Raw genomic sequence first — 26,535 nt, forward strand, 5'->3', positions numbered from 1 at the left:
GCGCGACCGGGACACCGCCCGTCGTTTCGACGGGGGTGTGGTGGATACGGGTCAGCGACCGTCCGGCGGCCCGCGCGCGACCCGGCCGCCGACGCGCGTGGCGACCGCCGTCGAGGGGGCGGCGGCCACCGTGCGCACCAGGGCGCGCAGGAGCGCGACAGCGGGTTCGCAGGACTTGGCCTCGTCCGCCACACCCTCTTCGGGGTGGTGGAGAGCGCTGGTCAACGCCTCGACGAGGGAGTGCTGCCCGGACACTTCGGGTTGCGGCGGGCGCTGGTCGGCCCGCGCGCCGACGACGGAGGCGACCCCGATGAGCGCCGCGAGGAGCAGGCCGAGCACGCGCACGGAACCTCCCCGCGGAAGTCGGTGATTGTCGGGTCGGCGGTCGCGAAAAGGCGCGGACCGCAATCCGGGCAAGCCGCTCGATCATCGGGGACGCGCGGAACGGCCGTCAAGGGCCTGAAGTAGCCATTCAACGGCAGAGCAACGGGAACTACTGCGAGAGGCGTAGCGCTTAGGTTGGTCAATTGTCATGAGGATTGGTCGAAATCCGGGGAGGTGGTCTTATTCCCGTCCGGTGACCGGTTCGACCGGTGTTTCCGGTTGATCGCGAATATGTGCGGCAGCGGCGGTGGCGCGCGATTCGCGCTCGGCGCCGGCGGCGGTCATCCGGTGATCGGGTCGGCGGTCGTGTGGTATGCCGATCGGCGCGGTGGACGCGGTCGCGCCGCGCGGTTCAGTTCATCGCCTGAGTGTCGCGCGGCGGCGCGACCGGGTCGCGGCCGTCGGACTGGCCGGCCGCCATGCGCCGGCCGCGTTCCAGTTCGGCGTCCAGCTCCGCGCCGAGCAGCAACGCCAGGTTCGAGATCCACAGCCAGACCAGGAACACGATCACGCCGGCCAGCGAGCCGTAGGTCTTGTTGTAAGAACCGGCGTTGGCCACGTACAGGGCGAACCCGGCGGAGGCCGCGACCCACGCCAGCACCGCCAGCAGCCCGCCCGGCGTGATCCACAGCCAGCTCGGTTGGCGCACGTTCGGCGACGCCCAGAACAGCAGGCCGATCGCGAGGCTGGCCAACAGCAGCAGCACCGGCCACTTCGCGATGTCCCACACCGTGACGACGGTCGCGCCGAGCCCCAGCACCTCGCCCAGCCACGCGGCCACCCCGCCGGTGAGCGTGACGCCGAGCGCGGTGAGCGCCAGCAGCACCACCACGCCGACGGTCAGCGCCAGCCGCAGCGGGATCACCTTCCAGAACGGGCGGCCCTCCTCGACGTCGTAGATCGAGTTCGCCGCGCGCATGAACGCGCCCACGTACCCGGAGGCCGACCACAGCGCGGTGACCAGGCCGACGATCGCGAGCGGCCCGGCGACGCCGCTGGAGCGCTGGAGGTTGTCGATGCCGTCGGAGATCAGCTGCTGGGCCTCGCCGGGGCCCAGCAGGTCGAGGCTGTCCTTGACGGACCGCGTGGCGTCCGGGCCGAGCAGGCCGAGCAGCGAGGTGAGCAGCAGGAGGCCGGGGAACAGCGACAGCACCGCGTAGTAGGTCAGCGCGGCGGCCCAATCGGTGAGGCCGTCGTCGCCGAACTCCTCGACCGTCCGCTTGAGGACCGCCCACCAGGAGCGGCCGGGCAGTTGCGTCGGTGCGTCGGGTGCGTGCGCCATGCGCGAGGGGTTACCCCCGGGGCGGTTCGCGCACACCGCGTCGTCGGGACGCGGTGCGGGGGAACGGTTCGCGCGCGCCGCACCGCCGGGGCGACGGCCGCCGTCCACTGTGGACCGCAGGGTCGACCCGGTCGGCTCCGGGCTCCGGCTTGCGGCTCCGGCTTGCGGGACGACGACGGCGGCGGCGCGCCGGGGGAGTGCCGGTGGTGCCCGTGCTGGTGGTGCCCGTGCTGGTGGTGCGCTGTGCCGGTGGCGTTACGGTCGCGCGGACGTGTCCGTCGGCCGCACGCCGTGGTGCCACGCCGGTTCGCGGAACAGGTCCGTGTAGGTGCGCTGCTCATCGGCGGGCCGGGCCGGGCCGGTGTGGGTCTCGTGCGACTCCGGGTGGCTGAACAGGCCGTGTGCCGGCTGTGCGGCCGTCGCGCGGGTCGTGCGCAGGGCGTCCGCCCGTGCGTCCTGACGAGGAACGAAGTGCATGTGTGTCCGACTTTCTCCGCACCCGGCACGTGCTCACCACGAGCGGTGGCGAGGCTGCCGTGCGGTGCGAGTGTGTTCGGGGAGCGCCCAGTGGCGCCTCCACCCGATACCACCGACGGTACACCCTCACCCGCCCCGGCCGCACGGCACCGCCTACGGTGATCGTGACGGGAGTGCGGGGCCGACGGCGTCGAAGGGGGTGACGTGCACCAGGAAGCTCATCCGCCGGAACCGTGGGACCTGCGCGGCGACGGCTGGGTCTCGGCGTGGCTGGTGCGGTCGTCGGCGCTGCCCGCGCTGCCCGCCCCGACCAGGCCGTTGACGCTGCTGGGCGTCGCGCTGGTGTGCACCGCGTTCGCCGACTACCGGCCGGGCGGCGTGCTCGCGTACCACGAGCTGGTCGCCGTGGTCCCGGTGCGGCGCGGCGCGCGGATCGGCCTGTCGATCACGCACGCCTGGGTCGACAGCGCGGCCTCGCGGGCAGGTGGGCGCGCGCTGTGGGGCATCCCGAAGGAGGCGGCGCGCTTCGAGGTGGACCCGCGCGGCTCCGCGTCGGCGCACGACGGGCGTCGCGCGGTGGCGTCCGTCCGGCTCGGCGGGCCGGTGCGGTGGCGGCTGCCGGTTCGCGCGCGGGCGTCGGTGTGGCAGGGCGTGCCGGGTGGCGTGGCGCGGACGCCGCTGCGGTACCGGGGCGGGGTCGGGTTCGCGCGGCTGTCGTGGCGCGTCGACCCGGCCGGGCCGCTGGGGTGGCTGCGGGCGGCCCGGCCGCTGTTCGGGCTGGCGCTCACCGACTTCCGGCTGCGGTTCGGTCCCCGCCGGTCCCGGTCGTCGCGCGGATGAGGGGCCACCGTCCGCCGGCGGGGGGAGTGCGACGCGCGCGTGCCACCGGATGCCGCAGCGGCCACGGCACTCCGGGTAGACTCTTCCGCGATCGCGGTGGCTCGCACGTCCGCCGCGGACCGACATCCGGGTTCAGCAGGCAGCCCACCACTACTTTCTCGCTCCGAGAGGTGACCTGGTGGCAGACCCGCGCCGACCGAAGCCCCGCACCGCCGGCGTCACCCGGTCGGGTGGAATCGAGCCGGCCGCGACGCACGATCCCGTGCGCGCGACGCCCGACCGCCACGCCCGCGGCCTGGCGACCCGCCGGGTGTTCGGTGCATCCTTCGAGGGAATCACGGAAAGGGCACCCGCACGTCATGACGCACAGCGGTGAACCCGGACCGGACCGGCGCGGGTCGGCGGTGGCCGTCCGGCGGTCGTGCGGGCACGGGCGGCACGAGCACCTGTGCTGGTCGTACGGCGAGCCGAGCGAGTTCACCGGCCGCGCCGGGCGGTTCCTCGCCGACGGGCTCGCCCTCGGGCAGCGCGTCCGGCTCGTCGGTGCCGGCGACGCCGACGCCCTGACCGCCCTGCTGCGCGGCACGGCGGGGCTCGGCGCGGCGCTCGACAGCGGTGCGGCGCAGGTCGTCCCGCCCGCCGCGAGCCACGCCGTCACCGACCCGGAGGCCCTGGTCGCCGCCCACGCCGCGGCCACCGAGGAGGCCCTGGCGGACGGCTACACCGGTCTCCGCGTGGTCGCCGAGGCCACCGCCCTCGTGCGGACCCCCGCGCACCTGGCCGCGCTCCTGCGCTACGAATACCTGGTGGACCGCTACATGGTGGGTCGCCCGTTCGCCGCGATGTGCGGCTACGACCGGGCGGAACTGGGGGAGGACGTCATGGCGCAGCTCGTCGGTGTGCACCCCCGCGCCAACCGGCCGGGCCCGTTCCGGCTGCACGCCGGGCACGTGCCGGACGCGGCCGTCCAGCTCGGCGGCGAACTCGACTTCAGCGGCGACGAACTGCTGGCGACCCTGCTGGCGCGCGTGGACCCCGAGCCGTCGAACGGCGAGTTCGTGGTGCACGCGCCCGACCTGACGTTCATCGACCACCACGGCCTGCTGACCCTGGCCGCGCACGCCCGGCGGCGGGGCGCGACCGCCGTGCTGCGCACCGGCTGGGCAGGCGCGGCGCGCGTCGTCGCCCTCCTCGACCTCCCCGACGTGCGGGTGGAGCCCCTCTCATGACCGCGCCCGCGGACGAGCTGTTCGTCCACCCCGCCCTGTTCTACGGCTCGGCCGAGGAGTACCTCGCCGCGCTGGTCCCGTTCGCCGTCGACGGCCTCGCCGCCGGCCAGCCGGTCGCCATCGCGGTGCCGGGGCGGAAGCTCGACCTGGTCCGGGACGGCCTCGGCGCGGACGCGCGGCACGTCACCCTGCTCGACATGGCGCAGGAGGGGCGCAACCCCGGCCGGATCATCGCGCGGGTGCTGCGCCGGTTCGCCGACCGGCACCGCGACCGCCACGTGCGGATCGTCGGCGAGCCGATCTGGGCAGGCCGCTCGGGCGTGGAGTACCCGGCGTGCGCCCAGCACGAGGCGCTGATCAACGCGGCCTTCGCCGGCCGCGACGTCACCATCCTGTGCCCGTACGACACGTCCGAACTGGACGACCGCGCGCTGGCCGACGCCAGGGCGACGCACCCGGTGATCTGGGAGGCCGCGCGGCGCTACGCCAGCGACCACTACGCGCCCGACGCGGTGGTGGCCCGCTACAACGAGCCCTTCCCGGACCCCGGCGAGGGGGTCGTGGTGATCACCGGCACGGCGGGGCTGGGCGAGGCCCGGCGGCTCGCGGTGCGGCACGCCGTGGCGGCCGGGCTGCCGGAGGACCGTGTGGCCGACCTGGAGCTGATCGTCACCGAGCTGACCACGAACAGCCTGCGGCACACCGACGGGCCGAGCCGGCTGGCGGTGCGGCGGGAGCACGACCACCTGGTGTGCGAGGTCCGCGACACCGGGCGGCTGGCCGATCCGCTGGCGGGTCGTCGGCCGGCGGAGCCGGGGCAGCCGTCGGGGCGGGGTCTGCTGCTGGTGAACGACCTGGCGGACCTCGTCCGCGTGCACACCGGGGTCGACGGTACGACCGTGCGGGCCCTGCTGCGCCTGGACGGGTGAGCGTGCGCGTCCTGCTGCGCCTGGACGGGTGAGCCGGTCGCACCCCCGGCGGTGGGGCGGTGGCCCGACCGCCACGCGCTCGGGCGTCCGGCGCGCGACCTTCGTCGCACGGCGGACGCCCGGAATCGTCGGTTCGTGTGGAAGCGCGGTCGTGGTGTCACACGGTGTGGCGGGAAGCCTCTTCGACGGCCTCGCGCGGCACGTCCACGGCGAGGCCGCCGCGAACCTTCGTACCGGACCGCACCGGGCGGTCGAGCGACACCCGCAGGGGCAGCAGGCGTGCGCCGTCCCGGTTGGCCGCCCGCAGCAGGGGCAGCAGCCGGGTCCGCTGGTCGCCCGGAGTGGCCAGCCGCACGGCGCGCGGGTCGCCGGGGTGCTCGCCGCGGAGCAGCCGGTGCGCGAACCGCGCGACCGCGGCCGGCGGCGGCACGAGCGACCCGTGCAGGTAGGCGACCGTCACGAGGTCCAGCCCGCTCTGCGTCTCCAGCGCCGCGGACCACCCGTGCTCCTCGTCCCACAGCAGCGCCACGTCCCGGTCGGGGAACGACGGCAGCCGGCCGTCCAACGCGAGGTAGGCGTTGGCGGGCGGGCCCGCGTCGATGTAGGAGCAGTCGCCACCGAGCCCCAGCGCGCCGGTGACCCGTTTGACGTAGCGCCGCAACTCCAGCGCCACCGCTTCGTCGAATTCCTCGTCCACCACAACTACCGCCCAGCACTCGTGTCCCTGGCGTCGGCCGCTCGACGCTGTCCACGGATACCCGGAAGTGCGGCTTTTTACCGTTTATCGGCTACTGTACCGATTCAGTTACCACGGCTGGTCATGGGGAACACCCGTACGGGCGTCGCTCGGCCGGCGGGGATCGGCCGGCGGGATCGGCCGGTTTGAGGCCGGCGGGGGCGGTTACCCCTCGCGCATGTCGATCGCCGCGATGTTCGGCCGGGTCCGTGACGCGTACTCCGGTGGGGCCGACCGCCCGCTGGGCGGGTACCTGGGAGCGTTGGCCACCTATGCCGGCCTGGTCGGCGCGGCCGTCGCCGTGGGGCGTCGGCGGGGTGCGCGCCTGCCCGAGCGCTGGGCGGCGTCGGACCTCGTCCTGTTCGCGGTGGCCACCCACAAGTCGAGCCGGTTGCTGACCAAGAGCGCGGTGGCCGGCGTGGTCCGCGCGCCCTTCACCCGGTACGAGGAGTCGGCGGGACCGGCCGAGGTCACCGAGTCGGTGCGCGGCACCGGCGTCCGGCACTCCGTCGGAGAGCTGATCAGCTGCCCGTTCTGCTCGGGGGTGTGGATCGCCGGCGCGCTGACCGCGGGGCTCGTGCTCGCGCCTCGGGCGAGCCGGCTGGTCGCCGGCGCGTTGGCCGTCGTGGCGGGTTCGGACTGGCTCCACCTGGGTTACGCCGCCGCCACGCGGTGCGCCGAGGGCGAGTCCTGACGGACGCCGGAGCCGAATCCTCGCGTACGCCGGCCGCCGGGTCCTGACGGGCGCGGGCTCCCCGGCGGGTCACCCGGCCGGCGCACCGGTCGGCTGTGCGACCGGTGCGCCGGGGTCCGCGCCGGGCCGGGTCACCCGACCGCCCGCGCCCGCCTACGAGGGCTCGGGTGGCTCGTCGGCGGTGTCCCGCCGGGCCGCCTGCTCCTCCTCGCTCATGAACTGCTCGGGGTCGACGTCGAGGTCGGGCGGTTCCGGCGTGCCGGGCGAGTGCGGCGGGTCCGGGTTGAGCGGTGCTTCTTCGTGTTCGGCCATGCCGTACACGTACCCATTCCAGGCGACTCCGATCGGCCGGATCCCGCCGTGCCGCGCGTCCGTCCGCGCTCGATCGAGTGGTTCGACCGGTGCGCCGGCATAGGCAGGGGACCGGGGGTATTCGGGAGGCATCTTGTTTCCCGGCTCCTCTGGAGGGCCCTATGAAGGTCAAGGTAGTCGTGTGCACCGCGTTCGTCGCGGCGGGCCTGGCGGTCGTGCCGATGATCGCCCACGCCTCGTGCTCCCCGTCGGCGGAGCAGGCGGCCTTACTGTCCCGCGCGGTGGACGGCGAACTGGCCAGGCTCGCGCCCTGGCACCCCGGCGCCGACCCGCGCGACGCGGAGTGGTTGAAGGGCAACGTGGTCGGGCTGGTGCCGGACTGGCTGCCCGGCACCAGGAAGATGGTCGTCCGCGCGGAAGCCGACATCGGGCGGGTGGTGGACGACTGCCACCGGCCAACCGACTACACCGTCCCCGGTCCGGAGCGGAGCGCGTTCGCCGCGTGCGCGAAGGAGGCCGCGCTGACCCGGTTGGCGCCGGCGCACGTGGCCGAGTGGGGCGCGTTCTGCGGCGAGGTGCGGCAGAGCCTCCAGGACCCGGCGATCGAGGCGAAGGTCCGGGACTGGGCGCGGCACTGGGTGGACGCCTACATCGAGCACGTGCGGACGCGACCGGCGCGGTGACGCCGACCCGTGCGGTCAGCAGCCTTCCCCGCACGCCGGTGACGACGGGGCGCGGCGTTCGAGCAGGACGGTGTCGCGCCAGACCCCGTGGTGCCGCGCGATGCGCTCGCGGACCCCGACGGTGCGGAAGCCGGCGGCGTGGTGGAGGGCGATGCTCGCGCGGTTCTCGGGGAAGATCGCGGTTTGCAGCGTCCACAGGCCGGCGGCGTCGGCGGCGGCGACCTGCCGGTGCACCAGCGCCGTGCCGACGCCCCGGCCGCGCGCGTCGGCGGCGACGTACACCGAGGTCTCGGCGACGCCCGCGTAGCACGTGCGGGGGGAGACCGGGGTGGCGGCGGCCCAGCCGGCGACGCGGCCGTCGACCTCGGCGACCCAGCGGTGGCCGGGCAGCCACTTCGCGTCGAGCGCGCGGCGGCTGGGCGTCTCGGTCTCGAAGGTGGCGTCGCGGGTCGCGATGCCCTCGGCGTAGACGTGGCGGACGTCGGTCCAGTCGTCGTCGGTCATGGCGCGCACGGTGACGTCGGTCGGCGGTGCGGCGCTGCGGCGGGGTCCGGTGACGACGGTGCCCATGACGGCGTCGGCGGCGTGCGGCAGGCCCGTGCAGCAGGCCCGGTTCACCGACACCAGGGTGGTGGTGCCCTCCCGGCGGAGGCGGACGAACCCGGTGTCGGCGAGCTTGCGCAGGTGGTGCGAGCAGGTCGGCTGGCTGACGCCGATGGCCTCGGACAGCGCGCCGACGGTGATCTCGCCAGGGCCGGTGGCGACGGCGTGCAGCAGGCGGACCCTGGTCGGGTCGGCGAGGCAGGCGAACCACCGGGCGTAGGCGGTGGCGTCCTGGTCGGGCAGCGCGACCGGGCGGAGCGTCGTCATGCCGCCCACTCTATAGATCGGCGTCGATGCTTGTTTTGATAGATGATCGCCGATAGAGTCCGTCACGCCTTGATAGAGGTTCATCTATGAAAGGGGTGGCGCGTGGGCGCACTTCCGGTGGTCGTCGTCGGCGCGGGTCCGAGCGGCTTGGCGGCGGCGGCCCGGCTGGTGGAGCGGGGCCTGGAACCGCTCGTGCTGGAGTCCGGGCCGCGCGCGGGCGCGGCGGTCGCGCAGTGGCGGCACGTGCGGCTGTTCTCACCGTGGTCGGAACTGGTCGACCCGGCGGGACGGCGGCTGCTCGACACCGCCGGGTGGGCGCCGCCCCCGGCCGACGACCACCCGACCGGCGCGGAGTGGGCCGCGCGGTACCTCGCGCCGCTCGCCGCCGCGCTGGGCGACCGGGTGCGGTTCGGCGCGCGGGTGGTCGGCGTCGCCCGGCGCGGGCGGGACCGGCTCGTGGCCGAGGGCCGCGACCGCGAGCCGCTGACCGTGCACGTCGAGACCGCCGCCGGCGAGGAGCGGATCACCGCTCGGGCCGTGCTCGACGCGTCCGGCACGTGGGGCACGCCCAACCCGCTGGGCGGCGACGGGCTGCCCGCGCTCGGCGAACGCGCCGCCGCCGACCGGATCGCGTACCGGGTGCCCGACCTCGCCGCCGAGGCGCGGCGGTACGCGGGCGGGCGGGTCGCCGTGGCGGGCAGCGGGCACTCGGCGCTGACCGCGCTGGTGGCGCTGGCCGACCTCGCGGAACGGCACCCCGGCACGCGCGTCACGTGGCTGCTGCGCAGGGGTGCGGCGGGGACGGCGTTCGGCGGCGGGGCGGCCGACCAGCTCCCGGCGCGCGGCGCGCTGGGCGTCGCGGCCCGCGCCGCGGTGGAGGCGGGCCGCGTGACCGTCGTGACGGGGTTCCGCACGGTGTCCGTGACGCGCGTCGACGAGGGGGTGGTGCTGGAGTCCGAGGACGGCCGGCGGCTCGGCCCGGTGGACGAGGTCGTCGCGCTGACCGGGTTCCGCCCCGACCTGTCGTGGCTGTCGGAGATCCGCCTCGACCTCGACCCGGCGTCGCAGGCGCCGGCCGCGCTCGCGCCGCTGATCGACCCGAACGTCCACTCCTGCGGCACGGTTCCCCCGCACGGGGCGGAGGAGCTGCGCCAGCCGGAGCCGGACTTCTACCTGGTCGGCATGAAGAGCTACGGCCGCGCGCCGACGTTCCTCGCCCTGACCGGTTACGAGCAGGTGCGCAGCGTCGTCGCGGAGATCGCCGGCGACCACGGTGCCGCGCGGCGGGTCGAGCTGACCCTGCCGGGGACGGGCGTGTGCGGTGGGGCCGGGGTGTTCGACGCGGAGCCGGCGGCCACGGGCGGTTGCTGCGGCACGCCGGCCGCGGTGGAGCTGGCGGCACCGGGGCCGCGCCCCTGAACCGTGCCCGGCGGCGGGGAACTCCACCGCGTTCTCACCGGCCATGGGAGTGGTCGTGAAGCGGGTGCTGCGCTGGCACATGGGGCGCGACACGGCGGTGTTCTGCCTCGGAGCCGTGACCGGCCGGTGTCCGCGCGGCCTCGTCACGCCAGAGCGGCCTGCTCCACGCGTTCGCCGAGGCGGTGGACAACGGCGGCGGCGCGGTCGACGGCGCCGAGCGGCCGGCGTGGGTCGCGGTGGTGGACCAGGACCCGATCGGGCGGACCCCGCGGTCCGGCCCCGCCACGTGCACCTGACTTCGGCGCGGAACGCGCCCGGCGCGCGGTCGAGGCGCACGCCCGGACCCACGTGAGTCCACAGTGGACATCACGATGCGCCGGCGTCCTCCACGGCGCTGCCCGCGGTCACGACGACCTCGTCGCGCTGCCCTCGGCCGGGGCCTCTCCTGTCGTCCGACAGCCCCCGGATGACCAGGTCGACCGCGGCGGCGACGTCCTCGCGGTGTCGCCGCAGGGTTCCGGGGGTGACGCCCGTCGCCGTGACGTGGGCCAGGTGGTCGGTCGCCACCTTCAGCACCGCGCTCATCGCGGCCGCCTGCACGCGGACCTCGACGGAGTCGGGGGAGGCGCCCGAGCGCTCGGCGAGCACCTCCGCGAACGTGTCCTCCGAGCGTTCCCTGAGCATGAGGTACACGGCGCGCAGCGCCGGCTCGTCACGGGTCATCCGGACCACGGCGAGCACCGCGTCGAGGTCCGCGTCCGACGCCGAGTCCAGGACGGGCGTGTACGCCGCGCGCAGGTGTTCGATGAGGTCCAGTTCGGCGGGCCAGGCGCGCAGGACCGCGCGGAAGGCGTCGATCGCCTTGGCGAGCAGCGGCTCCACGCAGCTCTCCTTGCTGCGGAAGGCGCGCCACAGCGTGCGTTCGGAGACGCCGGCGGCTCGGGCGATCTGCTCGCCCGAGGTGGCGGCCACGCCGTGCTCGGCGAACAGGCGGACCGCGTGGCGCGAGATCTCCAGGCGCTGCCGCTGGCGTTGCCGGTCGCTCACCGGCGGCCGTCCCCGGCGGGGCACCTCCACCTGCTCCCTGTCGGTCGCGACGTTTCCCACCGGGCGATTCAAACATGCTCGTCCACCCGGCGGGCCGGGCCGAATTTACAGTCAGCCACTGCCAACAAACTGCTACGGTCGGGGTGCTTGAGGATCACGGGAGGAGAGCCATGAGCATTGCCGCGGAGCGCCCGCAATTACCGTTCGCCAGGCCCAACGTCCTCGACCTCGCGCCGCTGTACGAGGTGCTGCGCCGGGAGGCGCCGGTCGCGCGGGTCACCACGCCGACCGGGGATCCCGCCTGGCTGGTCACCCGCTACGAGGAGGTGCGCGACCTGCTCGGCGACAAGCGGCTCGGCCGTTCCCACCCCGAGCCGGAACGGGCTTCCCGCCTGTCGACCGCCGCGATCCTGGACGGGCCGACCGGCGACTACGAGACCGAGGAAGCCGACCACGCCCGCATGCGTCGGCTGCTGACCCCCGCGTTCTCCGCCAAGCGGATGAACCTGCTCTCCGGCTACATGCACGAACTGGTCGACGGCTACCTCGACCGACTGCTGGCCGAGCACGCCGCCTCGCCCGACGGGGTGGTCGACCTGCACGCCGGGTTGGCGTTCCCGCTGCCCGTCGCCGTGATCTGCCGGCTGCTCGGCGCGCCGGAGGGCGACCGCGAGCACTTCCACTCGCTGTCGGAGCGCATGTCCAACCTCGCCATCGGCGAGGACGCCCACCGGGCGTTCGAGGAGTTCAGCCGGTACATGGTCGGGCTCGTCGAGGCCAAGCGCGCGCGACCGGGCGAGGACGTGATCTCCGACCTCGTGCGCGCCCAGAGCGCCGACCCGACGTTCGACTACCACGAGATGGTCCGGCTCTGCGTCGGGCTGCTGTTCGCCGGCCACGAGACCACGGTCAACCGCATCGGCCTGGGCACGCTCTTCCTGCTCACCCACCGCGACCAGTGGGAGGCGCTGACCGCGGACCCCGACGGCCGGGTCAACGCCACCGTCGAGGAGATCATGCGGTTGGGCGCGCCCGGCGACCTCGGGCTGCTGCGGTACGCGCACGTCGACGTCGAAGTCGCCGGAGTCACCATCCGGCGCGGCGACGCCGTGGTCCTGTCGATCAACGCCGCCAACCGCGACGCCTCGGTCTACCGCGACGCCGAGGCGTTCGACCCCGACCGCCCGGAACGCGCCCACCTCGGCTTCGGGCACGGTGGGCACTTCTGCATCGGCGCGAGCCTGGCCCGCACCGAGTTGCGCGTCGTGTTCGCCGCCCTCGCCCGCCGCGTGCCCGGCCTGCGGCTCGCCAAGCGGGTGGAGGAGCTGGAGACCCGCACCACCATCACCGGTGGCGTCACCGAGCTCCCCGTGACCTGGTGAAGGTTTCCCGGATCCCGACGGCGGGCCGCACCGGCCGGCCGGCCGTCGGGGTCGATACCGCTCGCACATGGAGGAGGACGTCGTGAAGGTGGTCGTCGACCAGGACAAGTGCGTCGGCTCCGGGCAGTGCGCGCTGACCGCGGACGACGTGTTCGACCAGCGCGACGAGGACGGGATCGTGGTGCTGCTGGACGCCGCTCCACCCGCCGAGCGGCTGGCGGACGTGCGGCAGGCCGCGGTGATGTGCCCGGCGCTGGCGATCACCGTCGAGGAGTAGCCCACGGCGAGTACCCGGCCGCCCGGCCCCGCGGGCCATCGGCGCCATCCGGTCAACGCCCGCCGCCACCACCGGCTACGGGCCGGAGTCGAACACGCCCATCGCCGCGAAGGCGATGCGGTGCACGGCGTCCGGGGCGGGCAGGGAGGAGGTCGTGGACCGCGGTGGTGAGCACGCCCCCGTTGACGCACAGCAGCGCCGACGGCGGGTCGTCCGAGCCGAACAGGTCGGACGGCATGGTCTGCCGCTGCCACTCGGACGGGTCCGTGGGTTCGAGGTCGAGGTGGTCCGGCCCCGCCTCGACGCGGCCGCACGGCCTGGTGGCCCGGCTCCGGACACTTCGGCCCGCGCCCGGTGGACGCTCAGGGCCGGACGCCGTCGAGGACGAGGCGGAGCAGGCGGCGTGCCGCCGCCGGATCACCTTCCGTGGCCAGGGAAATGGCCGTCACGAGGGCGAGCAGGTCGTCCGGTGAGGTCCCCGGTCGCACGGCGCCCACCGCGCGCGCTCGGTCCACCAGCTCCACGGTCGCCTTCCGCACCACGCCGTGGCAGCCGTCGGCCGATGACGGCCCCCGGTCCGCGTCGGCCTCCAACGACGCGGTCAGGCCACGGGTCTCCACAGCGGTCACGGTCAGTTCTTCCAGCCACGTGAGGAGCCCCGTGCCGGGGTCGCCGCGGGCGAGTTCGGCACCTCGCCGGCGCAGGCACTCGACGGCCTCGTGGAAGACCTCGTCGAGCAACGCGCGCCGGGACGGGAAGTGCCGGTGCAGGGTGGCCGAACCCACGCCGGCCTCGCGGGCGACCTCCTCGAAGGAGAACCGGGCCCCGTTCCGGGCCACGAGGGGCCGGGCCGCCGCCAGGAGCCGCTCGTGGTTGCGCTGCCAGTCCGCCCGCTGCGGCCTGGGCCCACTGCTCGCCATCGGGACGACCTCTCGCTCGACAAACGGGGTGGCACCCCATATCTTAGCCCGGAGAAAACGGGGAGGGGCCCCACTTGCTGATCGGAGGACCGCGTGTCAACGCAACCGTCGTTCGTGCTCGTCACCGGAGCGACCGGCAAGCAGGGAGGCGCCGTCGTTCGCGCCCTGCTCGCCTCCCGCATCCCGGTCCACGCCCTGGTGCGGGACACCGGCACCGAGCGCGCCGCCGCCCTGCGTGAACTCGGAGCCGTTCTCGTGCAAGGCGACCTGGACGACGTCTCGTCGTTGGCAGCCGCCCTCGACAACGCCCACGCGGTGTTCTCGGTGCAGACGCCCGACACCACCGACCCGCTGGGTGACTCCGAGGTCCGCCACGGCCACAACCTGATCAAGGCCGCCCGGCGGGCGCGGGTCGGGCACGTGGTGCACACCTCGGTATCGGGCGTCGGCGCGATCGACGTCGAGCACTTCGACGAGCAGCGCTGGGGCTCCTTCGTGCGGCACTACTACCGCAGCAAGGCCGCGGTCGAGGAAGTCGTGCGCACCGCGGGCTTTCCACAGTGGACGATCCTCAGGCCGGCCACCTTCATGGAGAACTTCGTCCGACCATCGCCCTACTTCGCCGACATGACCTCGAACCGACTCGCCGTCGCCGTCGACCCCGACGTCGCGCACCCGTTCGTCGCGGTGGACGACATCGGAGCGGCCGCCGCCGCGGCGTTCGCCGAACCGGAGCGCTTCCACGCCGTCGAACTGGAACTGGCCGGTGACGTCCTGAGCTTCCGCGACGCCGCGCAGGTGCTGTCCCGGACGGTCGGAACCGACATCGAACCGCCTCCCGGCCCCGAACGGGTCCGAGCGGAGGGCGTCCACATGGCGTTCTTCCAAGCGCAGCAGCACATGAGCGCCCACCCCGCGCCGGCGCGTCCGGAGTTCGCCGCGCACCTGGGTGTGCCGACGACGACCTTCGCTGACTGGGCGACGAAAACCCTGCGCGACCGGTGATCCGGCTCAGCCGGGAAGTGCTCGGCCGGTCCGGCTTCGGGACGCCGGCGGGGTCCATCGGCTAGTGTCGGCTCGACTACCGTTCGTCACGCGGGGCGGGGGCGACAGCAGTGGCGCATGAAGGTGAGCACCGTGGGGATCCGGGGACGGCTGCGACGTCTCCCGAGGTTCACAACGAGTTCCACGGCGTCGCCGACTTCGTGGTGATGGCGCGTGACATCAGTGGCGGGATCAGTTATTCGCCGACCTTCACCACGGCCGCCACGGACCCCCTTGACGCGGCCGGCCGGGAACTCGCCCGGATGGTGGGGGCGCAATGGAGGTCGGAGATCGGCCTGCGGGGGCTGTTCACCATGAACCCGTTGGCAATCCGCTGGACAACAGACCGCAGCGGGCTCTCGGACCACGAACAGCTCATCGGTGGCCATGTCGACGGGGAGCGGGGCGACCTGAGGTCGTTGGCCGACTCGTTCCTGGACTTGCCGCACCGCAGGCTCGTCCTGCTCGGCGGGCCGGGGTCCGGAAAGACCACGCTGGCCACCCTGCTGCTGCTCGCGCTGCTCGAACAGTCCTCGCCGGATGACCCGGTGCCGGTGCTGCTTCCCCTGGCCTCGTGGGACCCCGCCCGGCAGCACCTGAACACCTGGCTGGCCGCCAGGCTCAACGAGAACTACCCGCGCTTGCGAGGTCGGGAATTCGGCAGACGTGCCGCCCAACGCCTGATCGAGGCCCGTCGCGTGCTCCCCGTCCTCGACGGCCTCGACGAGATGCCGACACACCGCCGGGCACTGGCGCTCCACCAGCTCAACAGTGCGTTGGCCGGGGGATCTCCCGTCGTCCTCACCTGTCGCACCGGTGACTACGAAACCACCGTGGGCGACGCGGGGGTGTTGCGGCACGCCACGGCGATCCACGCCAACCCCTTGGAGCCCGAGGAGGTGCTCCACCACTTGAGGAGGGCGATAACCCCGCAGCGGCAGGCGCTGTGGCAACCCGTGTTCGATGCGCTGGCGGCGGATCGCGGAGCCCCGTTGGCGGTCGCGCTGCGATCACCACTGATGATCAGTCTGCTGCTCTCCGTCTACACCGGCCCGGGTGCGCGGCCGGGCCGACTGCTCGACCTCCGTCGGTTCCCCGACGCGGCGGCGATCGAGGACCACCTGCTCGACAGCCTCGTCCCGACGGCGTTCACCAGCGGTCCGCCCCCCTCCGAGGTTCCCTGGCGGCACCGCCGCTGGGACGAGCGGAAGGCGCAGCGCTGGCTGCGCCAACTCGCCGTCGACCTCGCCCGGCGTGGCGAGGCGGATCTGACGTGGTGGCGGCTCCACCGGCGTTCACCGGCCTGGCTCAGGGCGCTGACCACGGGCGTCATCGCGGGGACGTCGTGCTTCGCCTTCCTCGTCGTCCTGGCGCATGCCGGGCTGTTCGGCCGCACTGACCAGGCAGGTCTGCTCGCGTCTGCCGCGCTCGGTGTCATCACCGGTGCAACCGCCGGCTGGCTCATCGCCGGCGCGGCCGGCCCCTACGAACCCGAACGCCCTCTGACCGTGTCCGAGGAAGTCTGGTGGTTCGGGGTCCGGCCTCGATTGCGGACTCCGATCAGGGGCTTCGTTCGCTCCGCGCGCCTCGCCCTCCTCGTGTGGGCGGCTTGCTGGGGGACCCTCTGCGTCATCGGGTTCGCCTGGATAGCCTGGGATCGGCTGCGGGGTAGGCAGGTGCCTGATCTGTCAGGTGAGTGGACCGTAGGCCAGGTGGTCGGGTTCGTGAAGTTCTTCGGGACGTTCCCGGCTGCCCTCGGCCTGCTGTTCTGGTTGCTCGCTTGGCTGGCCCGGCCGTTCGGCTCCGAGGATGCGGCGACCATGCGGGTCGGTCTGGGAATCGCGCGCCGCCGCGCGATGGCGCTGTTGCCGGCGTTCTGCCTGCCGGCGTTGGCGTTGCTGGCCCCTGGCTTGCTGTTGTGGGGTTTGTTCATCGGCTACATGGCGATCTTCCGCACCGCGTGGGGGTGCTATGTGAAGTGCCGGGTCTGGCTGGCCGTGACGGGCCGGCTGCCGTGGCGGCTCACGGCGTTCCTGGAGGACGCGCACCGGCTCGGAGTGCTCCACCAATTCGGGACCGTGTATCAATTTCGGAACACGAAACTGCGCGATCGTCTCGCCTCGGCCCCGCCGACGGATCGCCATGAGTGATCCGATCGAACCGTAGCCGGCGGGACAGCGGACTTCACGGGAGTCGCCCGTTGGCGCTGTCGAGGTCGTCGAGTTGCCGTTGCACGCGCTCGGCATCGGGGTGGCGGTCCTGCTCCCGGTACAGCTGGAGCGCCTCCCGCCACGCCGCGCCGGCCTGGTCGTGGTGTCCGAGCATGGTGTGCAGGTGGCCGAGGCGGTCGAGGGTGTTGGCGACCTCATAGGTGTCGCCGAGGGCGCGGAACAGGGCAAGGGCCTCGTGGTAGTGGGCGACGGCCCGGTCGTGGTGGTGACCGGCGTTGTGGTCGATCCAGCCCAGGCTGTCCTGGGTGGCCGCCTCGCCGTGGGGGTCGTGGTGGCTGCGGAACAGCGCGAGGGCGGCTTGGCAGTGGTCGCGGGCGGTGTCGTAGTCGCCCAGGCGGGCGGCGTACCAGCCCACGGCGTTGAGCGCCCGCGCTTCCCACACCGGGTTGCCGAGGGCGCGGTGGAGGTCCAGGGCGTGTCGGGCGTGTTCGAGGGCCTGGCGGTCGTCGCCCCGTCGTTCCCACGCCGTCGAGAGGTCGTGGTGGGTGACGGCTTGGTGGAAGGCGTCGTGGTGCTGTCGGGCCGAGGCGAGCGCCTGGTGCAGGTGTTCGGTGCCCTCCTCGTTCCGGTCCAGCCAGACCAGGGCCGTGCCGAGGTACCGGTGGGCGAGGATGCCGGTGGTGGGGTCGGACAGGTGTTCGGCGGCGTGCAGCGCTGCCTGCCATACGGCCAGGTTGTCGTGGACGTGCCCGCGCCGCTGGTGGAAGCTGTACAAGCTCCAGGCGAGTTGCCACACGGCGTGGTGGCGGTGGTGTTCGGCGGCGGTGCGCTGGGCGGCCAGCAGGTGGTGGTGATGGGTGTCCAGCCAGGCCAGCGCGTCCGACAGGTCGCGCGGCGCGGCGGGGTGGGTGCCCGGCGAGGGCGGGTCGAGCCGGATCGGTTGCCGGTGGGGGTTCAGGAGTTGGTCGGCGGCGTGGGCGGTGTGCAGGTAGAAGTCGACCACCCGCTCCAGCGCCGACCGCCGCACCGGGTCGGGGAGGTGGTCCCGGGCGGTGGTGGCGGCGTAGGCGCGGACCAGGTCGTGCATGGCGTAGCGGCCGTGTGGGCGCCGGTCGAGCAGGAAGTGGCCCTCCAGGGCACGGAGGTCCTTGAGCGTCCGCGCCTCGGGCTGACCGGTGAGGTGGACGGCGGCGGGCAGGCCGATGTCGGGACCGGGTGCGATGCCGAGCAGCGCGAACGCGGTGCGCTGCTCGTCGGTGAGCCGGTGCAGGGACCAGGACAGCACCGTGGGCAGGCTTCCCGTCGGGTCCTCGGAGTCCAGCGCGTCCAAGCCGAACTCGCGCAGTTCGGCGACGGTTTCGGCCAGCGGGAGGTGGGGTTCGGCGACGGCGCGGGCCGCGATCAGCCCCAACGCGAGCGGGAACCCGCCGCACAACCCGATCAGGTCCGCCACGGCCGGCTCCTCGGCCGCCACGCGTTCCGCGCCCAGCCGCGCCACCAGCAGTTGCCGGGACTCGGCCCCGGTGAGCACGTCCAGGTGCAGCGGGCGGGCGCCGTGGCGGGCGATCAGCCCGGCTAACCGGTTCCGGCTGGTGATCACCACGGCGCACGAGTCGGTGCCGGGCAGCAGCGGCACGACCTGGTCGGCGGTGGCGGCGTTGTCCAGCACGAGCAGCATCCGCTTGTCGGCGACCAGGCTCCGGTAGCGGGCGGCCCGCGCGTCGGGGTCGGTGGGCAGGCGGTCGGGGTCGGCGCCGAGCGCGTCGAGGAAGCCGCGCACCGCCTCGTCCGGGGCCATCGGGGGACCGGTCGGGCTGAAGCCGCGCAGGTCCACGAACAGCTGCCCGTCGGGGAACCGCTCGGCCCACCGGTGGGCCCAGGCGAGCGCGAGCCAGGTCTTGCCGATGCCGCCCGCACCCCCGATCGCCGAGATCACCACCGTGGCCCCTGGCGCCGAGGGGTCCCGCGACGCGTCGGACCGGCCGTCCCCGGCGGCGTCGGCCAGGGTGCGGTCGAGCGCGGCCAGTTCGGTGACGCGGCCGGTGAACAACCCGGGCGCGGCCGGTAGCTGGTGGGGCACCACCGGTGGCCCGTCGGCTCCCGCCGACCCGGTCCTGCCCGTGGCGTCGGCCAGGGTCGGGTCGGCGGCCAGGATCCTCCGGTGCAGGTCCTGCAACGCGGGGCCGGGGTCGGTGCCCAGCTCCTCGGCCAGTCGTGCCCGCATCCGCCGGTAGTGCTCCAGGGCGTCGGCCTGGCGTCCGCCGCGGTACAGGGCCAGCAGGTACTGGGCGGCGACCCGTTCGTCCAACGGGTGCTGCTCGGCCCGCGCGGACAGCTCCGCCACCAGTTCCCCGCCCTGGCCCGCGCGGAGCCTGGCGTCGACCAGGTCGTGCTGGACGGCCAGCCGCTCCTGCCGCAGGCGCTCGCGCTCCGCCTCCACCCACTGCCCGGTCAGGCCCGCCAACGCCTCGCCGCGCCACAACGCCAATGCCTCGGTCAGCAGCGCCACCGCGTCACCACCGCCGCGGGCACGCCCGCACAGCGCGCGGAACCGGTCCAGGTCCACCGCCGGGTCGGCCTGGTCCACCACCAGCGCGTAGCCGCCCGACCGGAGCACGATGTCCACCGAGCCGGGGGCCGCGTCGTCCAGGGCACGGCGCAGCCGGGAGAGGTAGGTGTGCAGCGTCGTCCGCCCTCGCCGCGGCGCGTCCGGACCCCACACCCGCTCCACCAGCCGCTCCACCGGCACCGCACGGCCGACGTCCACCGCCAACGCCGCCAGCACGCACCGCTGCCTGGCCGGCCCCGGGTCCACCGCCCGACCGTCGACGTGCGCGGTCACCTCGCCCAACAACCCGAACTCCACCGCCATGCCCCGCCGCCCCCTCGCACTGCTGTTCCCCTTGAGCAGGAGGCATAGCGCGCACACCGGGCCGGTGCGCCGACCTCGCCGACGGTTCACACGAACGGCCGCTCCCGCGGGGCTCGGGTGGGGCGGCCCGACGGCAGGTGCCCCGGCCGCCGGTTCGTGCCTGACCAGGTTCGCGGACGAGGCCGTCGGCTTTCGCGGACGAGGCCGTCAGCTGTAGTAGACGCCGATGCGGTTGCCGTCGATGTCGTGGACGGCGATGTCGAGGTCGAACACCGTGCCCAGCAGCTCGGGCGTCATCAGCTCCGTGGTAGGGCCCTGGGCCACGACACGGCCGTCGCGCATGGCGATCACCTCGTCCGAGTGGCAGGAGGCGAAGTTGATGTCGTGCACGACCAGCACGACGGTCTTGGCGAAGTCGCGGGCCATTCGCCGCAGGCGGCGCATCATCTGCACGCTGTGCCGCATGTCCAGGTTGTTCAGCGGCTCGTCCAGCAGCACGTAGTCGGTGTCCTGGCAGAGCACCGCGGCCACGTGCGCGCGCTGGCGCTGGCCGCCCGAGAGCTGGTCGAGCTGCCGGTCGGCGAACTCCTCCAGCTCGAAGTACGCGATGGCCTCGTCCACGGCGGCCAGGTCGGCGGCGGCGAGCCGCCCGCGCGAGTGCGGGAAGCGGCCGAAGGCCACCAGTTCCCGCACGCTGAGCCGGATGCTGGTGTGGTTCTCCTGGCGCAGCACCGCCAGCCGCTTGGCGAGCGTGGCGCCGGGGGTGGTGGTCACGTCCAGCCCGTCGACGGTGACCCGGCCGGAGTCCGCGGGGAGCAGCCTGCCGATGACCGACAGCAGCGTCGACTTGCCCGCGCCGTTGGCCCCGATGATCGAGGTGACCCCGCCGGGGGCGATCGTCAGCGACACGTCGTCGAGGACCCTGGTCGAGCCGTAGGTCTTGGTGACGTTGCGTACCTCGATCACCGCTTGGCCTCCCGGATCAGCAGGGCGATGAAGTAGATCCCGCCCACGAAGTTGATGATGACGCTGAGCGCGGTGTCGAGCGCGAACACGCGCTCCAGCACGAGCTGCCCGCCCACCAGGGCCACCACGGCGAGCAGCGCCGACGCGGGCACCACGACCCGGTGGCGGGACGCGCCCGCGAGCTGCCGGGCCACGTTGGCCACCAGCAGCCCGAGGAAGGTGATCGGCCCGACCAGCGCGGTGGCCACCGACACCAGCACGGCGACGGCGACGAGCACCTGGTTGACCACCGAGCGGTGGTCCACGCCGAGGTTCAGGGCGTGCTCACGGCCCAGGGCGAGCACGTCCAGCCGCGGGAACAACCTGACCACCCAGAGCGAGACCACCGCCACCAGCACCGCCGAGACCGCCAGCAGGTCCCGGTCGACGCTGTTGAAGTTGGCGAACAGGGTGTCCTGCAGCACGACGAAGTCGTTGGGGTTGATCAGCCGCGAGGCCAGCGAGGACAGGCTGGAGAACAGCGTGCCGCAGACGACTCCGACCAGCACCAGCACGTAGAGGTCGCGGCTGCGCCGGTCGAACAGCCACCGGTACAGCGCGCCGGCGAAGACGACCATGGCCACGACCTGCCCGGCGAACAGCAGGCGCGGGTCGGCCGAGCTGAGGGCCAGCGCGCCGAAGAAGTACACGACCAGCGTCTGGATCAGCACGAACAGCGAGTCGAACCCCATGATGCCCGGGGTGAGCACGCGGTTGTTGGTGACCGTCTGGAACAGCACGCTGGACACCGCCACGGCGGAGCCGACCACGACCATCGCGGCCACCTTGCGGGCCCGGATGGCCAGCGCGTACTCCCAGTTGCCGCGCAACGCGATCACGCAGAAGGCGACGACCGTCGCCGCGGCGGCCAGCGCCAGCAGCGCCAGCACGCGGTGCTCCCGGCGGCGCACGCGGGCGAACGCCTCGGCCGAGGTCACCCGGCTCACCCCGCCACGCGCCGGACGCGCAGCACCAGCAGGAGGAACACGACGCTGCCCACCACGCCCGCGACGGTCTCGACCGGGATCTCGTGGGGGTGGCGCACGACCCGTCCGACGACGTCACAGGCCAGCACGAAGGCCGCTCCCGCCAGGGCGGTCACCGGCAGCACGCGGCGCAGGTTGTCGCCCAGCACCAGGGTGACCAGGTTCGGCACCACCAGCCCGAGGAAGGGGATGTTGCCGACCGTGACCACCACCGCGGCCGTGGTCGCGGAGACCAGGAGCAGCCCCAGGTTGACCACCCGGTCGTAGTGCACGCCGAGGTTGACCGCGAAGTCGCGGCCCACCCCCGCCACGGTGAACCGGTTGGCGTAGAAGTAGCACCCCACCGTCACCGCCGCGGTCAGCCACAGCAGTTCGTAGCGCCCGCGCAGCACCGAGGAGAAGTCGCCGTTGGTCCACGCCGACAGCGACTGGAGCAGGTCGGCGCGGTAGGCGAAGAACGTGGTCACCGCCGTGATCACGCCGCCGAGCATGATGCCCACCAGCGGCACGACGACCACGTCGGCGAAGGTCAGCTTGCGGAGCACCCACAGGAAGAACAGGGTGCCGAGCAGGGCGAACAGCAGCGCCACGACCATCTTGACCATCACCGACTCGGCGCCGAGGAAGACCGTGGCGACGAACACGCCCAGCACGGCCGACTCGGTCGTGCCCGCCGTGGAGGGCGAGACGAAGCGGTTGCGGGTGATGTGCATCATCACCAGCCCCGCCACGCTCATCGCCGTCCCGGCCAGCAGGATCGCCAGCAGCCGGGGCAGCCGCGACTCCAGCAGCAGCAGCGCCGCCCCGGAGTCGGCGCGCAGCAGGTCCAGCGGGCTCAGCTCGCCGGCGCCGACGAACAGCGAGGCGAGCGCGGCGGGGACCAACAGGAGGACCGCGAGCGCCAGGTGGCGCCCGCGGACCTCCCGCCGTCGTCCGGTGCTCCGGCTCACGACAGGCTGTCGCCGATCGCCGCGACCATGGACTCGACCGAGCTCAGCCCGGTGGGCGCGACGTACCACGCGAACGGCTCCAGGTAGACGACGCGGTTGTTGCGCGCGGCGTTGGTCCCGTTGACCAGCGCGTTGTCCAGCACCCGGCGGGCGGCCTGGCCGTTGTCGCCGATGGCCGAGTCGCGGTCGACCACGTAGAGGACGTCGGGGTTGGTCTGGGCGATGAACTCGGCGGAGACGGCGTTGCCGTGGATGTCGGTGCCCAGCCCCTCGGCGGCGGGCTGCACGCCCAGCGCGTCGTGGATGAGGCCGAAGCGGGAGCCGGGGCCGTAGGCGCTGATCTTGCCGCCGGTGGTGAGCACGATCAGGCCCCGCTTGCCACCGGCGGGGGTGCGGCCGGCGATCTCGGTGATCCTGGCCGACAGCGCGTCGAGGCGGCGGCGCACCTCGTCCTGCTTGCCGAAGACCGCGCCCACGGCCTCGACCCGTTCGCGCAGGCTGGTCAGGAACTTCGCGTTGTCCACGGTCAGGTCGATCGTGGTGGCGATCTTGGACAGCTCGGCGTAGGCGGGCGCGGACCGGCCGCCGACGATGATCAGGTCGGGTGCCAGCTCGTTGACCTTCTCGTAGTCGGGCTCGAAGAGGGTGCCCACCTTGGTGTACCGCTCGCCCGCGTACTTGGCCAGCCGCTCGGGCAGCCCCTCCAGCTTGGGCACGCCCACCACCGGCACGCCGAGGTCGTCGAGCGTGACCAGGGCGCCGATGTCGAACACCACGACCTTGGCGGGGGTGGCCTGGAACGTGGCGGTGCCCTGCGCGTGGGTGACCGTGACGGGTCCGGAGGACGCGGGCGCGGCCGGCGCGGCGTCCGACCCGCTCCCGCAGGCGGAGAGCACGAGCAGGGCGAGGGCGGCGAGAGCCGCGGTCAACCCGCGGCCGGTCGCGCGGTGGTTAGGGGCGGCCACTAGGTGCACTCTCCTCGACGATTGATCCGATTGGGGTCCCGGCCGACGCCTGACCGCGCGTCGCGGTCGGTGCGAACGGAGGTGCGGGACACCACCGAACGGCCGAAACTTAGGAGAGCCTAAGTTTTCTGCGTTGACTGTTCAACAACCATCGGTATGGTCGATCTCACGCGCGGAACACTGGCCGCCGCGTCCCCGGTGTGATCTCTCGGTGTGATCTCTTGGCGGGCCGTCCGGCCCAGCGCCCCGACGAGGAGGCGCGACACCTCGACGGCGGCATCTACGCGCTCGACCTCGTCGACGTCCCGCCGGGGCGTCACCTGGTGTCCGACAGTCCCCGGATGACCAGCTCGACCGCCGCGGCGAGCGGGCAGCGTCGTGCGACAGGCGGCGGGCATCGACTTCCCCGGCACCGACTCGACCGTCTTCGGCTTCCTCGGCGACGTCGAGCTGGCCGACCCGCCGGAGCGGCCGGGCTTCTGGCACAACGCGCACGGCGCGCTGCTCGTGGCTCCGATCCCCGGCGGGCACCACCGCGTCACCGGGTACGCCCCGTCGGCTCCCACCCCGACCCTGGAGTCCCTGCGGGAGACGGTGGAGCTGATCGCGGGCACGGACTTCGGCCTGCACTCCCCGGTGTGGCTGTCCCGCTTCGGCAACGCCACCCGGCTCGCGGCGGAGTACCGGAAGGGCCGGGTGTTCCTGGCGGGCGACGCCGCGCACATGCACTTCCCGGCGGGCGGCGTCGGGCTGAACGTGGGCCTGCAGGACGCGATGAACCTGGGCTGGAAGCTGGCCGCGGTCCAGCGGGGCCGGGCGGACGCGGCCCTGCTGGACACCTACCACCCGGAACGCCACCCCGTCGGCGTGGCCCTGGGCGAGCACACCAAGGCCCAGACCGCCCTGATCACCGCCACCACCGAGGAGGGCCGCTCCCTGCGCCGGTTCATGGCCGACCTGCTGCGCACGCACCCCGACGTGGCGACCGCGCTGGCCAACACGCTGACCGCGCTGGACGTGCGCTACCCGGGCACCCATCCCCTGGCGGGCCAACGCCTCCCGGCCACCCGCGAGCAGCTGCACCTGCTGCGCGAGGGCCGCCCGGTGCTGCTGGCCCGGGAAGCCGACCCGGCGTTGAAGGACCTGGCAGCGAGCGCGGACTTCCAGCTGTACGAGACCGAGCTGCCCTGGCCCACGACCGCCGTGCTGATGCGCCCGGACGGGCACGTGTGGGCCGCCGGGGACACCGCCGAGCAGTTGGCGGACGCCCTGGCGGAACTGCCCCTGGCCTGACCAGGAGCCGCGCCCCCGGAGAAGCCCTCCCGGTGGCGCGGCACCCGCGTCCACCCGACCGGCGGCTCGTCCGCGGACCCACCGGCCGGCGCTCGTGGCGGCCTCGCTCGCGGGCACGGTCGCGTTCGACGCGGCGTGGCTGATCACGTCGAGGGCCATGCAGGGCCTGACCTTCGCGGTCACGGGCTCCGCTGGGGGTGGAGCCCGTGACCGCCACGGGTAGGTGCACCTCGGCGACCAACTGCCCGCGCAGGCCGATTCCGGCGTAATAATTCACCTGATAGGTGTCGTCGTCGATTCTTGTCAGGGTGCCGGTTGTGCGTCCGAATGCGGGTTCCGGCCGGCGGGACGTGACTTCATGGTTGTCCGGCAATGGGTTCGCGGACTGGTCAAGCGTCGGGAGGGACAGCGTCGACGACGATCGCGCCGGTCACCCTTACGGGAGCCTGTCTCAGCCGTGTGAGTGCGCTCCCGCACGAATAGTGCAACTCTTGGTAGTTCATGGACAGTGCTTCGCGTGACTACGAGTCACCTCTTATCCATTGATGATGGGAATATCGGCACGGGGAGCAGGGAGCCGGTTGTCCGAGCTTCCCCGGTGGCCGGTTCCGATCGCGAACAGGTGGTGTCGTGGTGCCGTCAGAGCAGCTGACCGCAGCGGGTTCCGTGATCGAGAGCGTGGTCGCGCCGCAGGCCGCTCAGGTGGACCGGGAGGGCGCGCTCCCGCGGGAGAGCATCGACGCGTTGGCCGGAGCGGGACTCCTCGGGCTGCTGTCCTCGGCCGACGTCGGTGGTGCCGGTGGCGGTCTGGTCGACGCGGCGCGGGTCGTCGAGGCGCTCGCCGGTGCGTGCGGCTCGACCGCCATGATCGCGCTCATGCACTACTCGGCCACCGCGCTGATCGAGGCGCACGGTGACGAGAAGACCCGGCGCGCGGTCGCCGCCGGGGAGCACCTGAGCACCCTCGCGTTCTCGGAAGTCGGTTCGCGCAGCCACTTCTGGGCGCCGTTGAGCACCGCGACCGACGTCGGTGGCAGCCGGGTCCGGCTCGACGCCGACAAGAGCTGGGTGACCGCGGCGGGCCACGTCGACAGCTACGTCTGGTCCAGCACGCCGTTGTCCGCGGACGGCCCGATGACGGTGTGGCTGGTGCCCGGGGACGCCGCCGGGATCTCGGTGCGCGGCGGGTTCGACGGGCTCGGGCTGCGCGGGAACGCCTCCAGCCCCGTGACCGCCTCGGCGGTCGAGATCCCCGCCGCGGCGATCCTCGGCGACGACGGGGCGGGGCTGGACATCGCGCTCCGGACCGCCCTGCCGCACTTCCTGGTGCTCAACGCGGCGTTCTCGCTGGGGTTGATCCGGTCACTGGTCGGCGAAGCCGGTGAACACCTCAAGCGGACCCGGCTGCACCACCTCGACCAGGCCCTGGCCGACCAGCGGCACCACCGCGCCGCCTACGCGCGGCTGCTCACCCGCGCCGACGAGGTCGGCGCGTTCCTGGACGACACGCTGCGCGCGCTGGAGACCGGTCGCGCCGACGCCACGCTGCGGGTGCTCCAGGTCAAGTCCGTGGCCGCCGAAGCCGCCGCCGAGGTCGCCGACGGGGTGCTCAAGCTGTGCGGCGGCGCCGCGTTCCGCAAGGAGCTCGGCGTGGAGCGGCGGTTCCGCGACGCCCTCGCGGCCCGCGTCATGGCACCGACGACAGAGGCTTTGCACGACTTCGTCGGTCGTGCCGCGCTCGGCCTGCCGCTGTTCTGAGACGGGGAGG

At 73.6% G+C, this 26,535-nt stretch carries 25 protein-coding genes; 12 read left to right on the plus strand and 13 right to left on the minus strand.

Going from position 1 to position 26,535, the window contains the following annotated elements; all coding sequences use genetic code 11:
• Nucleotides 1–51: 51 nt before the first annotated feature.
• From C8E97_RS14995 to C8E97_RS15005, 3 genes are all read right to left on the minus strand, one after another.
• Nucleotides 52–345 carry a hypothetical protein gene (locus C8E97_RS14995; protein WP_121006007.1) on the minus strand — a complete coding sequence of 98 codons (294 nt, stop codon included), beginning with the start codon at nucleotides 343–345 and terminating at the stop codon, nucleotides 52–54.
• 391 nt (nucleotides 346–736) lie between these two features.
• A complete protein-coding gene (locus C8E97_RS15000) occupies nucleotides 737–1,666 on the minus strand; it encodes a YihY/virulence factor BrkB family protein (protein WP_121006009.1) in 930 nt (309 codons plus the stop codon).
• 255 nt (nucleotides 1,667–1,921) lie between these two features.
• Entirely contained in the window at nucleotides 1,922–2,143 is a 222-nt protein-coding gene (locus C8E97_RS15005) for a hypothetical protein (RefSeq protein WP_121006011.1), read from the minus strand.
• A gap of 204 nt (nucleotides 2,144–2,347) precedes the next feature.
• Here C8E97_RS15005 and C8E97_RS15010 point away from each other — a divergent pair, with 204 nt between their 5' ends.
• From C8E97_RS15010 to C8E97_RS15020, 3 genes are all read left to right on the plus strand, one after another.
• Nucleotides 2,348–2,983: an acetoacetate decarboxylase family protein gene (locus C8E97_RS15010; RefSeq protein ID WP_121006013.1), complete on the plus strand. Its 636-nt coding sequence runs from the start codon at nucleotides 2,348–2,350 to the stop codon at nucleotides 2,981–2,983.
• Between the two features lie 359 nt (nucleotides 2,984–3,342).
• Nucleotides 3,343–4,212 carry an MEDS domain-containing protein gene (locus C8E97_RS15015; RefSeq protein ID WP_121006015.1) on the plus strand — a complete coding sequence of 290 codons (870 nt, stop codon included), beginning with the start codon at nucleotides 3,343–3,345 and terminating at the stop codon, nucleotides 4,210–4,212.
• The gene (locus C8E97_RS15020; RefSeq protein WP_121006017.1) at nucleotides 4,209–5,141 is read left to right on the plus strand and encodes an anti-sigma factor RsbA family regulatory protein; all 933 of its coding nucleotides are present in this window, start codon (nucleotides 4,209–4,211) and stop codon (nucleotides 5,139–5,141) included. Before C8E97_RS15015 ends, C8E97_RS15020 begins: the two co-directional genes overlap by 4 nt.
• A 157-nt stretch (nucleotides 5,142–5,298) precedes the next feature.
• On the opposite strand, the gene C8E97_RS15025 is transcribed toward C8E97_RS15020, so the two are convergent.
• Entirely contained in the window at nucleotides 5,299–5,838 is a 540-nt protein-coding gene (locus C8E97_RS15025; RefSeq protein ID WP_147455121.1) for a DUF6292 family protein, read from the minus strand.
• 217 nt (nucleotides 5,839–6,055) lie between these two features.
• Between C8E97_RS15025 and C8E97_RS15030 the strand changes: the two genes are divergently transcribed.
• Nucleotides 6,056–6,571, plus strand: coding sequence for a DUF1360 domain-containing protein (locus C8E97_RS15030; protein WP_121006021.1), 516 nt, complete (start codon nucleotides 6,056–6,058; stop codon nucleotides 6,569–6,571).
• Between the two features lie 153 nt (nucleotides 6,572–6,724).
• Here C8E97_RS15030 and C8E97_RS34560 read toward each other — a convergent pair whose 3' ends face one another.
• Entirely contained in the window at nucleotides 6,725–6,883 is a 159-nt protein-coding gene (locus C8E97_RS34560) for a hypothetical protein (protein ID WP_170211858.1), read from the minus strand.
• 161 nt (nucleotides 6,884–7,044) lie between these two features.
• On the opposite strand from C8E97_RS34560, the gene C8E97_RS15035 reads away from it, so the two are divergent.
• Nucleotides 7,045–7,566, plus strand: coding sequence for a hypothetical protein (locus C8E97_RS15035; RefSeq protein ID WP_121006023.1), 522 nt, complete (start codon nucleotides 7,045–7,047; stop codon nucleotides 7,564–7,566).
• A gap of 15 nt (nucleotides 7,567–7,581) precedes the next feature.
• On the opposite strand, the gene C8E97_RS15040 is transcribed toward C8E97_RS15035, so the two are convergent.
• On the minus strand, nucleotides 7,582–8,436 hold the full coding sequence (locus tag C8E97_RS15040; protein WP_121011543.1) for a helix-turn-helix domain-containing GNAT family N-acetyltransferase: 855 nt from the start codon (nucleotides 8,434–8,436) through the stop codon (nucleotides 7,582–7,584).
• Nucleotides 8,437–8,538: 102 nt separating this feature from the next.
• On the opposite strand from C8E97_RS15040, the gene C8E97_RS15045 reads away from it, so the two are divergent.
• Complete coding sequence (locus C8E97_RS15045; RefSeq protein WP_121006025.1) at nucleotides 8,539–9,855, plus strand: NAD(P)-binding domain-containing protein; 1,317 nt, start codon at nucleotides 8,539–8,541, stop codon at nucleotides 9,853–9,855.
• A 366-nt stretch (nucleotides 9,856–10,221) separates the two neighbouring features.
• On the opposite strand, the gene C8E97_RS15050 is transcribed toward C8E97_RS15045, so the two are convergent.
• A complete protein-coding gene (locus C8E97_RS15050) occupies nucleotides 10,222–10,962 on the minus strand; it encodes a TetR/AcrR family transcriptional regulator (protein WP_246018901.1) in 741 nt (246 codons plus the stop codon).
• A gap of 110 nt (nucleotides 10,963–11,072) precedes the next feature.
• Here C8E97_RS15050 and C8E97_RS15055 point away from each other — a divergent pair, with 110 nt between their 5' ends.
• Both C8E97_RS15055 and C8E97_RS15060 read left to right on the plus strand, forming a co-directional pair.
• Entirely contained in the window at nucleotides 11,073–12,284 is a 1,212-nt protein-coding gene (locus C8E97_RS15055) for a cytochrome P450 (protein ID WP_121006027.1), read from the plus strand.
• 82 nt (nucleotides 12,285–12,366) lie between these two features.
• Complete coding sequence (locus C8E97_RS15060; protein WP_121011549.1) at nucleotides 12,367–12,561, plus strand: ferredoxin; 195 nt, start codon at nucleotides 12,367–12,369, stop codon at nucleotides 12,559–12,561.
• 362 nt (nucleotides 12,562–12,923) lie between these two features.
• Here the strand turns inward: C8E97_RS15060 and C8E97_RS15065 are convergent, their stop codons facing one another.
• Nucleotides 12,924–13,481 (minus strand): TetR/AcrR family transcriptional regulator, encoded by a 558-nt coding sequence (locus C8E97_RS15065; protein WP_121006029.1) that lies wholly within the window; start codon nucleotides 13,479–13,481, stop codon nucleotides 12,924–12,926.
• A 93-nt stretch (nucleotides 13,482–13,574) separates the two neighbouring features.
• Here C8E97_RS15065 and C8E97_RS15070 point away from each other — a divergent pair, with 93 nt between their 5' ends.
• Both C8E97_RS15070 and C8E97_RS15075 read left to right on the plus strand, forming a co-directional pair.
• Entirely contained in the window at nucleotides 13,575–14,486 is a 912-nt protein-coding gene (locus tag C8E97_RS15070; protein ID WP_121006031.1) for an NmrA/HSCARG family protein, read from the plus strand.
• 110 nt (nucleotides 14,487–14,596) lie between these two features.
• A complete protein-coding gene (locus C8E97_RS15075) occupies nucleotides 14,597–16,675 on the plus strand; it encodes an NACHT domain-containing protein (RefSeq protein WP_121006032.1) in 2,079 nt (692 codons plus the stop codon).
• A 34-nt stretch (nucleotides 16,676–16,709) separates the two neighbouring features.
• Here the strand turns inward: C8E97_RS15075 and C8E97_RS15080 are convergent, their stop codons facing one another.
• From C8E97_RS15080 to C8E97_RS15100, 5 genes are all read right to left on the minus strand, one after another.
• Nucleotides 16,710–19,568, minus strand: a complete 2,859-nt coding sequence (locus C8E97_RS15080; RefSeq protein WP_121006034.1) for an AfsR/SARP family transcriptional regulator — start codon at nucleotides 19,566–19,568, stop codon at nucleotides 16,710–16,712.
• 207 nt (nucleotides 19,569–19,775) lie between these two features.
• Nucleotides 19,776–20,534, minus strand: a complete 759-nt coding sequence (locus tag C8E97_RS15085) for an iron ABC transporter ATP-binding protein (protein ID WP_121006036.1) — start codon at nucleotides 20,532–20,534, stop codon at nucleotides 19,776–19,778.
• The gene (locus tag C8E97_RS15090) at nucleotides 20,531–21,511 is read right to left on the minus strand and encodes an iron chelate uptake ABC transporter family permease subunit (protein ID WP_211347019.1); all 981 of its coding nucleotides are present in this window, start codon (nucleotides 21,509–21,511) and stop codon (nucleotides 20,531–20,533) included. The genes C8E97_RS15085 and C8E97_RS15090 overlap by 4 nt, the downstream gene beginning before the upstream one ends.
• Before the next feature lie 5 nt (nucleotides 21,512–21,516).
• Nucleotides 21,517–22,509 carry an ABC transporter permease gene (locus C8E97_RS15095; protein ID WP_121006038.1) on the minus strand — a complete coding sequence of 331 codons (993 nt, stop codon included), beginning with the start codon at nucleotides 22,507–22,509 and terminating at the stop codon, nucleotides 21,517–21,519.
• On the minus strand, nucleotides 22,506–23,474 hold the full coding sequence (locus C8E97_RS15100) for a siderophore ABC transporter substrate-binding protein (protein ID WP_246018902.1): 969 nt from the start codon (nucleotides 23,472–23,474) through the stop codon (nucleotides 22,506–22,508). Before C8E97_RS15100 ends, C8E97_RS15095 begins: the two co-directional genes overlap by 4 nt.
• A gap of 378 nt (nucleotides 23,475–23,852) precedes the next feature.
• On the opposite strand from C8E97_RS15100, the gene C8E97_RS36480 reads away from it, so the two are divergent.
• On the plus strand, nucleotides 23,853–24,767 hold the full coding sequence (locus tag C8E97_RS36480) for an FAD-dependent monooxygenase (protein ID WP_121006040.1): 915 nt from the start codon (nucleotides 23,853–23,855) through the stop codon (nucleotides 24,765–24,767).
• Nucleotides 24,768–25,397: 630 nt separating this feature from the next.
• A complete protein-coding gene (locus C8E97_RS15110; protein ID WP_246018903.1) occupies nucleotides 25,398–26,525 on the plus strand; it encodes an acyl-CoA dehydrogenase family protein in 1,128 nt (375 codons plus the stop codon).
• Nucleotides 26,526–26,535 lie beyond the last annotated feature (10 nt).

The organism is Saccharothrix australiensis, assembly GCF_003634935.1.
GTDB lineage: Bacteria > Actinomycetota > Actinomycetes > Mycobacteriales > Pseudonocardiaceae > Actinosynnema > Actinosynnema australiense.

Excerpts from the sequence above, each read along its gene's own strand:
- C8E97_RS15000 (WP_121006009.1), bottom strand. The coding sequence starts at position 1,666 with ATGGCGCACGCACCCGACGCACCGACGCAACTGCCCGGCCGCTCCTGG.
- C8E97_RS15005 (WP_121006011.1), bottom strand. The coding sequence starts at position 2,143 with ATGCACTTCGTTCCTCGTCAGGACGCACGGGCGGACGCCCTGCGCACG.
- C8E97_RS15015 (WP_121006015.1), top strand. The coding sequence starts at position 3,343 with ATGACGCACAGCGGTGAACCCGGACCGGACCGGCGCGGGTCGGCGGTG.
- C8E97_RS15020 (WP_121006017.1), top strand. The coding sequence starts at position 4,209 with ATGACCGCGCCCGCGGACGAGCTGTTCGTCCACCCCGCCCTGTTCTAC.
- C8E97_RS15030 (WP_121006021.1), top strand. The coding sequence starts at position 6,056 with ATGTCGATCGCCGCGATGTTCGGCCGGGTCCGTGACGCGTACTCCGGT.
- C8E97_RS34560 (WP_170211858.1), bottom strand. The coding sequence starts at position 6,883 with ATGGCCGAACACGAAGAAGCACCGCTCAACCCGGACCCGCCGCACTCG.
- C8E97_RS15035 (WP_121006023.1), top strand. The coding sequence starts at position 7,045 with ATGAAGGTCAAGGTAGTCGTGTGCACCGCGTTCGTCGCGGCGGGCCTG.
- C8E97_RS15040 (WP_121011543.1), bottom strand. The coding sequence starts at position 8,436 with ATGACGACGCTCCGCCCGGTCGCGCTGCCCGACCAGGACGCCACCGCC.
- C8E97_RS15055 (WP_121006027.1), top strand. The coding sequence starts at position 11,073 with ATGAGCATTGCCGCGGAGCGCCCGCAATTACCGTTCGCCAGGCCCAAC.
- C8E97_RS15065 (WP_121006029.1), bottom strand. The coding sequence starts at position 13,481 with ATGGCGAGCAGTGGGCCCAGGCCGCAGCGGGCGGACTGGCAGCGCAAC.
- C8E97_RS15080 (WP_121006034.1), bottom strand. The coding sequence starts at position 19,568 with ATGGCGGTGGAGTTCGGGTTGTTGGGCGAGGTGACCGCGCACGTCGAC.